The organism is Acidobacteriota bacterium (genome assembly GCA_009861545.1).
Taxonomy (GTDB): Bacteria; Acidobacteriota; Vicinamibacteria; order Vicinamibacterales; family UBA8438; genus WTFV01.
In genome coordinates this window covers 22,336-36,564 of record VXME01000003.1, presented here as the reverse complement: position 1 = coordinate 36,564, position 14,229 = coordinate 22,336, and the positions used below count along the sequence as shown (strand labels likewise).

11 protein-coding genes are annotated in these 14,229 nt (G+C 68.9%); 2 read left to right on the top strand and 9 right to left on the bottom strand.

All coding sequences use genetic code 11. The features are described 5' to 3' along the window. Positions 1-236 precede the first annotated feature (236 nt). A complete protein-coding gene (locus tag F4X11_00345; GenBank protein ID MYN63475.1) occupies positions 237-2,108 on the bottom strand; it encodes a DUF1800 domain-containing protein in 1,872 nt (623 codons plus the stop codon). Between F4X11_00345 and F4X11_00340 the strand changes: the two genes are divergently transcribed. Together F4X11_00340 and F4X11_00335 are read left to right on the top strand one after the other, a co-directional pair. Further along, positions 1,976-3,250 (top strand): hypothetical protein, encoded by a 1,275-nt coding sequence (locus F4X11_00340; GenBank protein ID MYN63474.1) that lies wholly within the window; start codon positions 1,976-1,978, stop codon positions 3,248-3,250. The two genes, F4X11_00345 and F4X11_00340, sit on opposite strands and share 133 nt — an antisense overlap. A gap of 220 nt (positions 3,251-3,470) precedes the next feature. After that, positions 3,471-5,198 carry a PQQ-binding-like beta-propeller repeat protein gene (locus F4X11_00335; protein MYN63473.1) on the top strand — a complete coding sequence of 576 codons (1,728 nt, stop codon included), beginning with the start codon at positions 3,471-3,473 and terminating at the stop codon, positions 5,196-5,198. Between the two features lie 28 nt (positions 5,199-5,226). Here the strand turns inward: F4X11_00335 and F4X11_00330 are convergent, their stop codons facing one another. The 8 genes from F4X11_00330 to F4X11_00295 form a co-directional block, all read right to left on the bottom strand. Then, positions 5,227-6,987 (bottom strand): hypothetical protein, encoded by a 1,761-nt coding sequence (locus tag F4X11_00330; GenBank protein ID MYN63472.1) that lies wholly within the window; start codon positions 6,985-6,987, stop codon positions 5,227-5,229. 298 nt (positions 6,988-7,285) lie between these two features. Next, the gene (locus F4X11_00325) at positions 7,286-8,296 is read right to left on the bottom strand and encodes a hypothetical protein (protein ID MYN63471.1); all 1,011 of its coding nucleotides are present in this window, start codon (positions 8,294-8,296) and stop codon (positions 7,286-7,288) included. 199 nt (positions 8,297-8,495) lie between these two features. Then, the gene (locus tag F4X11_00320; GenBank protein ID MYN63470.1) at positions 8,496-9,491 is read right to left on the bottom strand and encodes a hypothetical protein; all 996 of its coding nucleotides are present in this window, start codon (positions 9,489-9,491) and stop codon (positions 8,496-8,498) included. A 93-nt stretch (positions 9,492-9,584) separates the two neighbouring features. Continuing rightward, on the bottom strand, positions 9,585-10,199 hold the full coding sequence (locus F4X11_00315; protein ID MYN63469.1) for a DUF4440 domain-containing protein: 615 nt from the start codon (positions 10,197-10,199) through the stop codon (positions 9,585-9,587). A 172-nt stretch (positions 10,200-10,371) separates the two neighbouring features. Further along, positions 10,372-12,240 carry a hypothetical protein gene (locus F4X11_00310; GenBank protein ID MYN63468.1) on the bottom strand — a complete coding sequence of 623 codons (1,869 nt, stop codon included), beginning with the start codon at positions 12,238-12,240 and terminating at the stop codon, positions 10,372-10,374. Positions 12,241-12,349: 109 nt separating this feature from the next. After that, on the bottom strand, positions 12,350-12,751 hold the full coding sequence (locus F4X11_00305; protein MYN63467.1) for a cytochrome c: 402 nt from the start codon (positions 12,749-12,751) through the stop codon (positions 12,350-12,352). 136 nt (positions 12,752-12,887) lie between these two features. Further along, positions 12,888-13,913 (bottom strand): hypothetical protein, encoded by a 1,026-nt coding sequence (locus tag F4X11_00300; GenBank protein MYN63466.1) that lies wholly within the window; start codon positions 13,911-13,913, stop codon positions 12,888-12,890. Between the two features lie 26 nt (positions 13,914-13,939). Then, entirely contained in the window at positions 13,940-14,191 is a 252-nt protein-coding gene (locus F4X11_00295; GenBank protein ID MYN63465.1) for a hypothetical protein, read from the bottom strand. Positions 14,192-14,229 lie beyond the last annotated feature (38 nt).

The window sequence follows — 14,229 nt, the reverse complement described above, 5'->3', positions numbered from 1 at the left end:
TGTCGAGAGCGGACGTCTCGGATTCGTTCGAAGTCGAAAGTTTCGTGCTCAACGGAATTTCCTGCAATGCCGGGCTGAACGCAACGTAGGCCGTATTCCAGTCACAACACAAGATTCATCGTAGCACGCAGGCCTGCACCCGCCGGAGTCGCGCGTGCGGTCGGCCGAACGGCCGGCGGCTTCCGTCCCGGCCGAACCTGCCGCTCGAATGCAGTGGGGCTGCTGTCCCGGACGCTCTAGTTCATCTGGTATTCCGGGGTACTCATGATGAGGTGGGTCACCATGCGCAGCGGATCCTCCAGATAAGTCCGGGCGCGGATCAGGTCCGAGGTGCCGAGCTCGTCGTCGAGGAGCGCCACGAGCGCGTCGCGCATGTCCGACGAGACCGGCATGCGCAGGAATCGCCCCAACAAGTAATCCACTGCCTCCCCAGTGGTCGTCGAGCCGGAATCCAGGACCACCCGTGTCAAATTGATCCGGGCCGCGCCGCGGGGCGTCGGAATCAGTGTGCGAAAGACCTGCGCCCAGGCGATGTAGTCGGAGACGCGCGTATTGAACAGCTCGTCCCGCTCCAGAAGCGCCAAATCCTCCGCCGACATCATGCCGGGGTCGTCGACGTTGTCCAGGGCGATCGCCGCCCCGAAGTCATGGCCGCGGCGCAGGCGCTCCCCCACCAGCCCGTCCCGGCGCCGGGTGAGGAAGTTCGGATCCTGGAACCCGACGATGTCGGGAAACAGGTAGTTGAAGGCGACGTTGCCCCGCTCCTGCAGGAGGGCGGGCGTGATCCAGGCTCGGCCCTGTGCCCAGCCCGCGACCGACGGCGGGTTCAGCAGGTGCTGGCCCAGCGCGATCGTGGTGTCGTTGAAGTCCGGCACGCCCGGCACGTCCTCAGCGCCGAACTGCTTGAGCATCGTCAACACATGCTCGACCGGCCCCTTGACGTGGGCGCCGTAGCTGGCCGCGCTGTAGAAGTCGCGGGAGAGGAACATGGTCTCCAGCAGCGGCCGCAGCTCGTAGTCGTTGTCCCGCAGGATGGCGCCGAGCTCGGCCTGCAGCGCCGGCGACGGATCCTCCCGAACGAAAAAGCGATAGGTCTTGGAGGCGATGTACTCGGCCGTGACCGGCTGTTCGAGGATGATCTCGAGCACGTCCACGCCGTCGAAGTTCCCGGTGCGGCCCAGGAAGGTCTTGGGTCCGTCGTCGTGCTGCGCTTCGTTGACGACGAAGTCCAGGTTCTCGAAGTACCAGCCGGTGAAGGCGCGCGCCGCCTCGCGGACATCGCGCTCCGTGTAGTGGCCCACGCCCATCGTGAACAGCTCCATCACCTCGCGGGCGAAGTTCTCGTTGGCGGCCCCCTTCACGTTCACGCCGGCATCGAGGTAGTAGAGCATCCCCGGGTCCTTCGCGACCGCGACCAGCAGCTCGCCGAAGTTGCCGGTCGCGTGACGCTCGAACATCTCGATCTGCAGCAGCATCTTCCGGTAGTCGCGGACCTTGCCCTGGGCGGTCGCGAAGTGCCCGTGCCAGAACAGCGCCATCTTCTCTTCGAGCGGGCGGTGGGTGTCGAGCATCCGTTCGGCCCACCAGTAGCCGACCCGGCGGGTCTCCAGCGTGGTCGCGCGCAGCCAGTAGAAGAAGCGATCCGAGACCGGCTGCACGTGGCGGTTGACATGCTCGGGCTTGACCCGGACACCCATGCTCTCGCCGCTCTCCATCGCCAGGTCGGTGGCGGCCGGCCGGCTCGGCGGGAACGGGATCAACGTCTCGTCCCAGAAGCCCGAATGCATGAAGGGCTGCAGGTGGTCGTTGGCGATGTGGTCGTAGTACACGAGGGAACGGACCGCCTGCTCGGGGGTCATGTCGGCCAGCTTCCGGATCTCCTCCGGCGTGCCGGAGAAGCCGGCTCGGCCCAGTAGATGCGCGGCGCGGTCGTAGCTCCAGTCCGCCGCGGTGATCGGAGCCAGATCGCCCGTCCATGAGGCCGGTCCCGGGGACCAGCTCGTCGGGCTCGCCGCAACCGCGTGACCGGTCAAGACAAGCACCAGAACCGCGCCGGCCAGGAGCCCGTGGCGAAACCCCACGTGGCACCGAAGGCATCGAGCTGTCATCGGATGTTTCCCCCTCATCCAGGTCGGTCCCTCTGGCACGACCCCTGCCCTGGCGCGGGAGCGCCGTTCCAGGAGCCGGGATCGGCACCCTTATACACCACTCCTCTACCCGGATTCGTTGGGGATTGGAGTACGCTTGCAACGGTAGGCGAACTGCGAGGAGGAGGTTTCCCATGGTGCTCCCATCCCGTCATCGTCCCGCGTGGCCGCTGCTTGCGGCCGGCATCGTCATCGCGGTCCTGTTCGCATCCGTTCCGTCGGCCCAGGAGTCGTACCTCCACCTGAACCCCGTCGTCGAGAAGCTCGAGCAGGGCAAGCACGTGTTCGGGGTGAGCACGGCAGACCTGTCGCTGCAGAACGCGCTGTCGCTGGCGGGCGATCCGAGCATCGACTACGTGTACGTCGACATGGAGCACAACCCGCTGCGGTTCGAACAGCTCGAGCAGTTCGTGGCGTATCTGGTCGCCGGCGACAAGGCCGGCATCGTCGAGCGCGGCAACGCGCAGATGCACCCGCCGGTGTTCGCGCGCTTTCCGCCCTACGGCCGCGAGCAGACGCAGTGGATCGTCAAGCACGCGCTCGACCTCGGCCTGATGGGCATCCTCATCAACAACATCGAGACCCCCGAGCAGGCGGAGAACATCGTGCGGACGATCCGTCCCCGGCAGCTCCGCTCGTCGGCCATCCCGAATCCGCCCGGCGTGCGGGGCACGGTGCAATGCCCGTTCTGGGGCGTGGGGCGGGCCGAGTGCCGGCAACGCGCCGACCTCTGGCCTCTCAATCCACGGGGTGATCTGCTGTTCTGGGCGATGATCGAGACTCGCGAAGGTGTGGAGAACGCCGATGCCATCGCCCAGGTGCCCGGCGTCGGAGGCTTCTACCTGGGAGCGGGCGGAGACCTCAGCTCCTCGTACGGCGCGGAGAGCGCCGAGGACCCCGAGGTGGCGGCCGCCTTCGAGCACCTGCTGGAGGTCTGCCGGACGCGCGACCTCGCCTGCGGCGGCACGGTGACGCCAGCCAACGCCGCCCTCCGCATGGAGCAGGGCTATCGGATCTTCAACTTCGGCGGCGCGAACGGCGGCCTGACCGAAACGAACGCGGCGGCGCGCAACGCGGTCATCGCCGCGGGAGCGCAACGCTGAGCCCGTGGTGTTTCACGCCGGCGCCTATTGCCGTGGTGAAGGCAGGGCCGTCGCCCCTGTCCTCATCGCGGCGAGTGGCGCGCACGCAGCGGACGACGTGAATCCGATTGCCACGTTCCAGAAGCCCGTGCCGCAAAGAGGCCACGGACGCTGGCCAGGAGTCCGGCGCCGCGCAGGACGGTGCTGTTGTAGATGACGGTTCGAGCGTGAGAAGGGATACATGGTCATGACCCGCGTGACATTCGCCTTGCTCGTCTCGACGCTGCTCTGGACCCTCGTTTCCGTCGCCCAGGCGCAAGTGACGGACTTCGAGCCCGTCACGACCGAGGAGCTCCTCGCCCCGGACGACGGCGACTGGATCAATTGGCGCCGAACGCTGAACGGTCAGGGCTACAGCCCGCTCGACCAGATCAACCGCGAGAACGTTCGCAACCTCCAGCTCGTCTGGTCGTGGGCGATGCAGCCCGGCACCGACGAGGTCACGCCGCTGGTGCACGCCGGCGTCATGTACGTCCCCAGCCGAAGTGGGGTGCAGGCGCTCGACGCCGCCACCGGCGACCTCCTCTGGGAGCACTCGCGCCGACAGGCCGTCCCGGAAGACGAAGATCTGCCCATCAACCGCCGCCCGGGCATGGCGCGGCGCAGCATCGCCATCTACGGCGACAAGATCTACGCCGGCACCAGCCGGGCCGAGCTGATCGCCCTCGATGCGCGGACGGGCGAGCTGGTCTGGCAGCACCAGGTGGCCGACAGCAGCCTCGGCTACCGATACACCAGCGGTCCGATCGTCGTGCAGGGCAAGGTCGTCGCCGGGATGACCGGGTGCGAGCGGTACAAGAACGACATCTGCTTCATCTCCGCCCACGATCCGGAGACCGGGGCCGAGCTGTGGCGCACGTCGACCGTGGCTCGCCCCGGAGACCCGGGCGGCGATACCTGGGGCGACCTGCCGCTGACCTGGCGGGCGGGTGCCGATGCGTGGATCCCCGGGAGCTACGACCCGGGAACCAATCTCATCTACTGGTCCACCGCCCAGGCCAAGCCGTGGGCCATCGTACAGCGCGGCACCGAAGGCGCGGCGCTGTACACGAACTCGACGCTGGCCCTCGATCCCGACACCGGAGAGCTCCGGTGGTACTTCCAGCACATCCCCGCCGAAACGCACGACCTCGACGAGGTCTTCGAGATCGTACTCGTCGACCGGGGCGACGGGCTGTCGCTCTTCAAGATGGGCAAGATCGGCGTCCTGTGGGAGCTCGATCCCCGGACGGGGGCATTCCGCAACGCCTTCGACCTCGGCTACCAGAACATCGTGGAGATCGACCCGGTCAGCGGCCAGGGCATCCTGGTCCGCGAGCGCATCCCGCAGATAGACGTGCCGGTGGACTACTGCCCCGGTCCCGGCGGGCTGAAGAACCTCTGGGCCATGGCTTGGCACCCGGAGACGGAGGCGTTCTACGTCCCGCTCACACCCGGGTGCGCGCACTCCATCTTCGGCGCGATGCCCCCGCCCGAGCTGGGCGGCGGCGGCGTCGGCCCGAACGACCGCCGCTTCAGGGTTCATCCCGACAGCCCCGAGCAGTTGGGCGACTTCGTGGCGATGGACAGCCGTACCGGAGAGCTTCTGTGGCGCCGGCGCAGCCGCTGGCAGTACGGAACGGCGGTCCTCACCACCGGGGGCGGGCTGGTGTTCGTCGGCGACATCGACCGCTACATGTACGCCTTCGACGCGCGCGACGGCACGGAGCTGTGGCGCACACGCACGCCGACGGCGACCGACGGCTTCCCGATCACCTACGCGGTCGACGGCCGCCAGTACGTCGCCATCCCGTCCGGCCCCGGCTGGAGCATCTCGTGGCGGAACGCGCGCATTGCGTTTCCGGAAACGATGCAGCGGCCGCCGGGGTCCGGTTCGGTGCTCCAGGTGTTCGCGCTGCCGCGGGAATGATCGGCAATCGAGCCGCCGCGAAGGCGATTCAGAGCATCGTGCGTGAGGCGGCCTCGACGCGCACCGTGATCACGTCGGTGTCGTGGTACTGGTTGTGGCGCACGGACGAGGCGTAGTGCCGCAGCAACCGAAGGGATACTTCCTGCTCCACCCCTCCGCCCGCCGCCCGGTCGCCGAGCAACGCCATCTGGTCCTCGAGGTTCGTCTCGTCCGTGGCGGCGATGAACTCCAGCACGGCCGCATCACGCTCGCCGCCGGCCACCAGCAACAACCGCCGCTTGTTCCCCGCCGTGTGTTCCTCCTGCTTGCGGATCAGCAACAGGAACGTCTCTTCACCAACCGCGCGAACCCGCTCGATCATTTCCTCGCTCCACCGCCGGCGGGCGCCGATCTGCGCAAGGAACGCATCGATCTTCGGATACGCGTCGGCGCTCAGCGCCACCCGCAGGCGCCGCCGACGCGGTCCCGTGAGCTCCTCGAACAACGTCAGCGCGATGACCGTCAAACCGCCTGCGGTGACCGCGCTGCCGAGCATCTCGCTCCAGGGTCCCTGCAAGTACTCCGGGAAGATCCGGTCGAGCTGGAAGGCGAGTCCGATCCAGAACGCGAGACCGACCACCACCCCCTTCCGGGGGTCGAGCCCTTCGTGCTGCAGGATCTCGATGCCGAAGGTGAAGAGCCTGGCCACCAGGAGAACGAAGTAGCCGGCCACCACCGGGCCGGGGATCGCGATGATCGCCGCCAGGAACTTGGGTATGCACGCAATCGCGACAAAGAGGAGCCCGATCGAGACGCCGACCGAACGGGCCGCCACGCCGGTCAGCTCCACGATCGATATGCCCGTGGCATAGGTCGTGTTCGGTAGCGTGCCCGCCAGACCCGACAGCAGGTTCCCGAGGCCGTCGGCCGACATCGCACCCTGGATCGATCGGAAATCGATGGCGCGCGGCCGGCGCCACGATACCCGCTGGATGGCGACGCCGTCGCCGAGCGTGTCCATCGCGCCCACCAGGGTCACCAGCACGAACGCGGGCAGCAGGGCCCAGAACTCGGGTCCGAAGCCGAGATCGAGTCCGGGATAGGCAATGGGCGGCAAGCCGATCCAGCCCGCCTGGCGAACGCCCGCCGTGTCGTACAGTCCGAAGGCGAGGCTCCCGGTCACGGTGCCCACGAGAATGCCGACGACCGGTCCCCACAGGCGCCACAGGCTGGAGCCGCGCAGCGCGCTCACGACGATGACGAGCAGCGTCACGCCCACCGTGACCGGCGCCGCCGCGGGCGAGACGCCCGGCGGCACATCCGCGAGCTTGCCGAGGATGACAGGCGCCAAGGCGACCGGGATCAGCATCAGGACGGTGCCCGCCACCGTCGGGGTGAAGATCCGGCGCAGCGCCGACAACCTGGCCGCCAGCGCGAACTGGAACAGCGAAGATACGATGATCAGCGTGGCCAGCAGCCCCGGCCCGCCCTGCTCCAGCGCCGACACGGAGACCGCGAGAAAGGCGCTGCTGCTCCCCATCAGCATGACGTAGCCGGCGCCGATGCGCCCGACCCGGACCGCCTGGACCGCGGTCGTGATCCCGCAGATCGCCAGCGCCGTGCACACCGCCCACATCAGATAGGCATCGCTGCCGCCCGCGGCCTGGATCAGAATGGTCGGGCTCAGCACGATGCTGGGAACGGCGAGCAGCGCATACTGCATTCCGAGCCCGAGCGACAGCAACCTCGGAGGACGCTCGTCGGGCTCGTAGCGCACGTCGCGGCGAGTGTCAGCCGCGTGGGATGCCATCGTTCGGGTTCTTCCGCCGGGCTCGACCCGGGTGCGGAGACCCGGACACCGTTGAAACGGCTGATTCGGACGACCCTGCCGGGCGGCGCGGGTCTGCCGCCGCCGCGTCGGCAAGTCACTTGCCGAGTGGGTTCACTCCGTTGCGCCTGGGGGCGGTCGACAGGATAGAGGACGGAGCGGACCGGCCGTTGCGGTCCGCTCCGGGTAATCGATCGGTGCGACGCGACCCGGGCGGTTGCACCGGGACATTCCTCCGGCGGGGCGGCCGCCCCGCCGGCGACGCCGGAAACTGCGTCCGCTACCGCCCCGCGGCGCGCCGCTCGACGGCCCGCGCGCCGGTCAGCGTGCCGTCCATGCCGTAGTTGCCCTCGTGGCAGGCGTACTCGAAGATCGGCAGGTCGCTCTGCCGCATCGGCAGCTCGACCGTCCACGGCGCCGTCCAGGTGGTCGGATCGGTGACCGTGAAGGTGTAGAGCAGCGTGTCCGCGTCCACCCGCCGGATCCTCTCCACCAGATGCAGGTTCTTGCTGGAGTTGCGGAAGCTGGTCTCGCGCAGGAAGTTCTTCGTCTCGACGACCAGGGTGTCGCCGTCCCAGTGTCCGCGCGACACGCCGGTCCACAGCGGTATGGTGCCGTGATCGCTGCCGTCGAGCGGGATGATCCGCGCGTTGTGCACCATCTCGTTCAGCAGCACCACGTGGTCGGGTGTCTGGAAGATCTGCACGTTCATGTTGTAGGCGGCCGGCAGCATCGGCGGCCCGGAATTGAAGCCGGTGATGCAGCGCTCGCCGAGCGGACGGTCCTCCGGCCCCTCGGTCGGCCGCTGGTTGATCCGCAGGCGCTCGGCCGCGCGCTGCGCGCCCTGCTCCGTAAGCGCCGGGATCCGGCCGTTCGGCGGATCGACGACGAGCGAGGTGCGCCGGGTCTCGACGACGTTGTCCCCGCGGTCCCACCAGAAATCGTTGTATGCGAGCGCGAGGTCGCGGCTCTCGCGCGTGCCGTTCACCGTCCCGCGATCGGTGGTTATCTGCTTGCGCTCCTCGCGATCCCGGTCGGCGTTGTTGGCCAGCACCCGTTCGGCGGCGTACTCGGCGCTCTCCTCCTCCGAGAAGAACGCCTGATCGGCCAGTTCCTCGGGACGCTCGAGCGGCGTGACGGTGCGGAAATCCCAGATGCCGCTGAGATCCGGGTGGCCGTGCGGGGTGCGCAGCGTCACGGTGTCGCCGGCGGACTGCGCGGCGGCGGTGGTGGCCAGCAGCAACACGAGCGCCGCGCTGCCGACGATCTTCAGAATCGATCGGATGGTCATCTTCTGCACCTCATGCTGGAGCCGCGTGGTAACGACGGAAACGACAAGTATGACGCCAACGAGCCCGCGGCGAAAGCCTGCATGGTCGGCGTTCCGCCGCCGCATCCGGCAGCCGGCACGCTGAAGAGACCAGAAGACGAGCGCGCGGTGGTGCAGGCGCTCATCGACCGAGCCCCTGCACTCCCGCATCGCGCCGCTGCTACTGCTGCTCCGCCGCTCTGCGCTCGTCGGCCCGGTGCCCGGACAGGATGCCCTCCATCGAGTAGTTGCCTTCGTGGCAGGCGTACTCGAACAGCGGGTTCTCGGTCCGCTGCATAGGCATCGAAGCCGTCCAGTCGCTCGCCCACGTGTCGGGATCGGTGACCGTGAACGTGTACTCGAGCGTGTCGTCGTCGAGGCGGGTGAAGCGCTCGACCAGCGTCATGTTCGCGGTCGAAGTGACGCCGGATCCCCCGGAGGTGAGGGGGATCCACTGGCGCTGCTCGTTGAAGTTCGCGGTCTCGATGACCAGCGTGTTGCCCTCCCAGCGCCCGCGCGAGTCGCCCGACCAGAGCCGGATGCCCGGATCGAGCGCGGCCCGGCCGTCGAGCGGCACGATGCGCGGCGTATGGACCATCTCCGTGTAGATCACGACGTGGTCCGGCGTCTGGAAGAGCTGCATGTTCTGGTTGTAGGCCAGAGGCGTGATGGGCGGGCCGGCGTTGAAGCCGACGATGCAGCGGTCGGACGAGTTGCGATCCGTGTACGAATCGGCCGGGTGCTCGGCCATGTAGGCGCGCCGCGCCTCGGCCCGCTGGGCGCCGACCTCGGACAGCTCCGGGAAACGCCCGTTCGGCGGGTAGGTGATCAGCGAAGTGCGCCGCGTCTCGATCGGCGCCGTGCCCCTGTCCATCCAGAAGTTGTTGTAGGCGCCGACGTTCCCACCGGCCTCGGTCCGCCGCGCCTCGGCCTCCCAGAGCTCGATGTTGCGCTGGACCTCCGCGGCCTCGGCCTCCGCCGCTTCCTCCACGGTCAGGAACGCCTTGTCGCCCAGATCCTCCGGCCGCTCCAGCGGCGTGATGGTGCGGAAGTCCCAGATACCCTGCAGATCCGGCGTCCCCCAGGGGGTCCGGGGCATCTGGCCCGACGCGGGCGCCGCCGCCAGCGCGACCACCGCGATTGCCGTGCACGCCGCCGCGAAACATCGATAGCTCATCTCAACCCTCCTGGTGCTTTGCGATTCCGGCTTCAAGAAGCCAGACCGTCGCCGCCATCCTAGCACCGTTGTGGGGCAAGGGCCGTGCCGGGTTCAGGGAGCGTCCGCCACGCCTTCCGCGACCGCGGAATCGATCCAGTCCGTGAGGATCCGGCGGCGCTCGATCCGCCACCGGCCGTCGACGCGCCGCAGGCGATCCTCGTAGCGGCCCTGGAACACGATCCGGGCCGGGTCGTCGGTGCTGACGACGGTCACGTACGAACGCATGGTCGCCTCGTCGCCGGCGCCGTCGATGACGAACGTCGTCGGGATGTGCCGGCTTCGGGAAGGTTCGCCGTCCCTCGGCAACGATCGCAGGGCCTCACCCTTGATCTCGTATCCCTGCGCCACCATCTCCATCACACCGTCGTCGGTGAACACCTCCGCCCAGGCCGCCGGATCCCCCAGGTCGAGAGCTTGGCTGTAGCGGCCGGCCAGATTCCGAATGGCGACGTGATCGTCCGCCGAGAGCCCGGCGGGCGCGGGTCCGCCTCCCGCTGTATCGGCGTTCTCGCTGCCGCTCTGTGCGGCCCCGCTCTGTGCGGCCCCGCTCTGTGCGGCCCCGCTCTGTGCGGCCCCGCTCTGTGCGGCCCCGCTCTGCGCGGCCCCGCTGCCGCACGCGCATGTCACCGTCGCGAGAATCAACGCAGTGAGCAGTCTCTCGAGCATGGGTTCCTCGCAGGATGAGCGACGGGCACGCTACCTGTTCCGCACGCGCCTGTCTCCGAATCGCCGCTCCGTGTCGTCGCCGCCGCTCGCGAAGTAAGAACGCGGCCGAGCCGCGCGGCCGCGTTCCTGTCGCGTCCGGAGCCCACTCCGGGTTCCGGACCCGCTGTCCACCCTATTGGCCGCCGGCCGCCGCAGTAGCGAGCGCGCTGGCGGCGCGGGCGTCCCGGAGTTGCGCCTCCGTTCGGAACTGGATGCGCGCCGCGCGGCTCGCCTCCCGGTAGACGATCCAGACGTCCGGACCGCCCGCGTCGTCGACCGCGATGTGGCGCAACTCGGCCCCGAGACTGGGGAGCTTGTAGATCGTGTACTCCTCGGTGTTCGGATCGAACTTCGCGACGGCGTCGTCCGACGACAGGTTCGTCCACACCATGTGGTTCCTGTCGACCACCGTCGCATAGGGATGCGCGTCGACCGGCAGCCGGTAGTACGTCGCCTCGAGCGTGTGGATGTCGATCTTCGCCAGGTTGGAGCCCCACCAGTTCGCGACCCACACGGTGTCGCCGTTCGGGTCGGCCGCGAGCCGGCGCGGCGCCTGCCCGCCGGGGTTGTACACGCTCCCGGAGAAGCGCATCGCGCCGATGCGATGGAAGAAGTCGCGGTCTTCCGGCGTCAGCAACTGCTCGCGGTCCAGCGCGCCGGGCGGCCGCATCGGCACTTCGTCGACCTCGCCGGTCGTGCCGTTCGCGTGCCCGACGATGTCCATGTTGAACTGCGCCCACCAGCCGTTCCCGAGCCGGTCGGCGGCCGTGCCGTAGGTCTGGCCGTCGCCGATGGTCCTGTTCTGGTAGTACGTGAAGTCGTTGGTCTCGGGATTGAACTTGAGCGCGCCGTGACGGTTGCCGACCCAGATGTTGCCCTGGCCGTCCTCCTGCAAGCTCCCGCCGACGCGCAGCGGCCGCGGCGGCGTGTAGAGCTCGAAGGTTTCGGTCGTCGGGTCCAGGCGTCCGAGGCTGCCCGCCGTGTCGAACCACAGGACGCCGTCGCGGGCCTTCGTGATGCCGTGCGAGTTGCGCGCACGTCTGCCGTCGGGCGCCGTCAGCTTGTAGCCAGTGACCTGGCCGGTCCGCGGATCGACCTTGGCGAGCGTCCGGAAGTCGTTCCGCACCGAGTCGGTGATCCAGACGTTGCCGTCGTCGTCGACCGCGGCATCGTGCATGCCGCCGCCGCCGCGCATCCCGGACGGAATGCCTTCCGACCAGTCGCTCCCGTCGATGGAGGTCAGTTCCGTCGGCAGCTCCGCGATGGGGATGTCGTACTCCGTGACGACGTGGCGCGCGGCCTCGCCGGTCGGGCGCGGCTGGAGGTTGAACGTCAGGGGCGGCGACTCCGGGCCACGGGCCTTGGTCAGATACGCTGCCAACTCGTCGCGGTAGTACTCGATCGTGATCGACGGCCGGGCGTTGCGTCCGCGCCAGCCGTGGTAGCTGACGTTCGCCATCAGGTCGATCATGGCGCGCCAGCCGCGCTCGTCGAACCGGTTCTGCAGCACCAGACCGGCTTGGTGGCATTCCGTGCACGTGACGCGAAACACCTCCTTCAGCCGGCGATCCTCGCGGGTCTCGGCGGGCAGGGCGTCCAGCCACTCCACGCCCGACAACTGGTGGGTGAAGTCGGCGGCTGTGGAGAGCGTGAAGTCCTGCGCCATCCGTCGAGCCGGATCGAGGGCCACGTGGGCGCTTGCGGATTCGTAGCCGACGGCCTGGGCCCAGACGCGGTAGCGTCCGCCCTCGAGCGGCGGCGCCAGCGGCGGGAAGTAGTACCGGCCGGCCTCGTCGGTGAAGACCGAGGTCGTGAGCGGCGTGCCCTCCGCCCGCGCGGAGACGGCCACGCCGGCCATCGGTTCGCCGCTCGATGCGCTGACGGTCCCGGCGAGCGGTGTCGGCTCCTGCGCCGCCGCCGGCGCGATTGCTCCCGCCAGCAGCAGCACGCAGACGCCATGGATCATTCCGGCCAGCACCACGGACGGTCGGCGTTCGAACATGTCGGCCTCCTTCGCGCATCGCCACCCGCCCGACCCGGGCCGTCCGACCCTGGGGCGTGTCTCGAATGCGCCGGCATCGTTGTGCGCGTAAGCTCGGATATCTCTACGGCTATTCCCGCGTCACGGTGTTCAAGTACGCGATGACCTGACCGACCTGCTCCTGCGACAGGGTGTACTGCCAGCCCGGCATCCGCACCGAGCCGACCATGATAATCTCGCGGACCGTCTCCTCGCCCAGCCGGCGCACGTTCCCCTGACCGAGCACGGGGCCCAGGGTGTCGGGATACGAGGGCTGCCCGAGCGGGTCGTGGCAGATTGCGCACCGCTGCACGAACAGCTTCCAGCCCGCCAGCGCATCCTCGGAGAGCGACGGCGGCGTGACGACCGCGGGCATGTCGTACACGGTGCGCACCACCTCCGGCGTCGACACCTGGGTTTCGCGCAGCGGATCCTGCGCCTGCACGCCGAGAGCCATCAACGCGAGGGACAGCAGAACATGCATGGGATTCACTCACATCCTATCCGCGCCAACGCCTCGACACAACCGCCGATCGAACCATCGTCGGCTGGCGGCCGGCGCCACGCGATCCATGGATCCTGGCGGTTGATGGCGTCGGCCCGGTCCGGGTGTCTCTGCTCTTCGCTCGCTATCGTGATCCGGTCGACTCCGCCTGCGCCGCGGCCCGTTCCTCGGCGCGCGCCCCGCCGAGGATGCCCGCCATCGAGTAGTTGCCCTCGTGGCAGGCATACTCGAACAGCGGTCCCGGCGTCCGCTTCATGGGCACCACGGCGGTCCATGGCCGTGTCCACGTTTCCGGATCCTCCAGGGTGAACTCGTATCCGAGGCGGTCCGGCCCGATGAGGGTGAAGCGTTCCACCACGTGCAGGTTCGCGCTGGCCCCTCCCCTGAAGCCGACCTGGTCGCCGAAGCCGCGGGTCTCGACGACCAGCGTCGCCTCCTCCCAATGGGCGCGCGAGTCACCGACCCACTGGGGAATGGCCCCGTGCGGCCGCCCGTCCAGAGGAACGATGCGGGCGTTGTGGACCATCTCGTTGAGGATCACCACGTGGTCCGGCGTCTGGAGCAGTTGCACGTTGTTGTTGTACGCGGCGGGCACCATGGGCGGCCCGGCGTTGAACCCCAGGATGCAGCGGTCTCCGAGGCTGCGGTCCTCCCAGGAGTCGGCCGGGTGGTCACGCAGGTAGGCGCTCCGCGCCGCGGTTCGCTCCGCCGCCGCGGGCGTCAGCGGCGGAATTCTGCCGTCCGCCGGATCCACGATCAGCGACGTTCGCCGATCCTCGACCAGCGCGTTTCCCCGGTCGTACCAGAACTCGTTGTAGGGCACGACCCCGCCCTCCGACTCGGGCGGATAGATGGCCCCGCCCACCTTCGGATCGACCAGATCGCGATTCAGGCGCCGGTTTTCGCGCGCTTCGAAGTCCGCCGCTTCCTCCGCCGTCAGAACGGCCTTCCCGGCCAGCTCGGCGGGACGTTCCATGGGCGTGATGGTTCGGAAGTCCCAGATGCCCTGCAGGTCCGGATCACCCCAGGGCATCAGGGGCGCGGTCCAATCGTCCGACGCGGACGACCGGCTCTGGCCCGCGCCGGCGACGGGCACCAGCACGGCGACAGCGACAAGGATGCACACCGCCGGGAGACACCGATAGCTCATCTCACCCTCCTCCCGCGAACGGTCAGCTAGCGCACCCGTTCCGAGAGCGCGGCCACGGCCTCGGCGACCAGCCGTATGTCGCCCCGCAGGCCCTCGGTGACCACGTCGAAGTGGGTGCGCAGGCGCTGCTCGAACTCCCGCAGATCCGCCTTCGTCGCCAGCGGCGCAATCGCCCTCTTCAGATCCTCGCGGGTCGCGAGAGTCGGCAGAATCTGCTCGATCCGATCGACCCGGCGTTCGACGTTTTCGAGCCGCTGTTCCATCTGCCCGGTGCCCATGGTCGCCTTCCACCCCACGGGGACGGCGACGGCGCGCG

Excerpts from the sequence above, each read along its gene's own strand:
- F4X11_00340 (MYN63474.1), top strand. The coding sequence starts at position 1,976 with ATGAGGCCGGTCCCGGGGACCAGCTCGTCGGGCTCGCCGCAACCGCGT.
- F4X11_00345 (MYN63475.1), bottom strand. The coding sequence starts at position 2,108 with ATGACAGCTCGATGCCTTCGGTGCCACGTGGGGTTTCGCCACGGGCTC.
- F4X11_00335 (MYN63473.1), top strand. The coding sequence starts at position 3,471 with ATGGTCATGACCCGCGTGACATTCGCCTTGCTCGTCTCGACGCTGCTC.
- F4X11_00330 (MYN63472.1), bottom strand. The coding sequence starts at position 6,987 with ATGGCATCCCACGCGGCTGACACTCGCCGCGACGTGCGCTACGAGCCC.
- F4X11_00325 (MYN63471.1), bottom strand. The coding sequence starts at position 8,296 with ATGACCATCCGATCGATTCTGAAGATCGTCGGCAGCGCGGCGCTCGTG.
- F4X11_00320 (MYN63470.1), bottom strand. The coding sequence starts at position 9,491 with ATGAGCTATCGATGTTTCGCGGCGGCGTGCACGGCAATCGCGGTGGTC.
- F4X11_00315 (MYN63469.1), bottom strand. The coding sequence starts at position 10,199 with ATGCTCGAGAGACTGCTCACTGCGTTGATTCTCGCGACGGTGACATGC.
- F4X11_00310 (MYN63468.1), bottom strand. The coding sequence starts at position 12,240 with ATGTTCGAACGCCGACCGTCCGTGGTGCTGGCCGGAATGATCCATGGC.
- F4X11_00300 (MYN63466.1), bottom strand. The coding sequence starts at position 13,913 with ATGAGCTATCGGTGTCTCCCGGCGGTGTGCATCCTTGTCGCTGTCGCC.
- F4X11_00295 (MYN63465.1), bottom strand. The coding sequence starts at position 14,191 with ATGGGCACCGGGCAGATGGAACAGCGGCTCGAAAACGTCGAACGCCGG.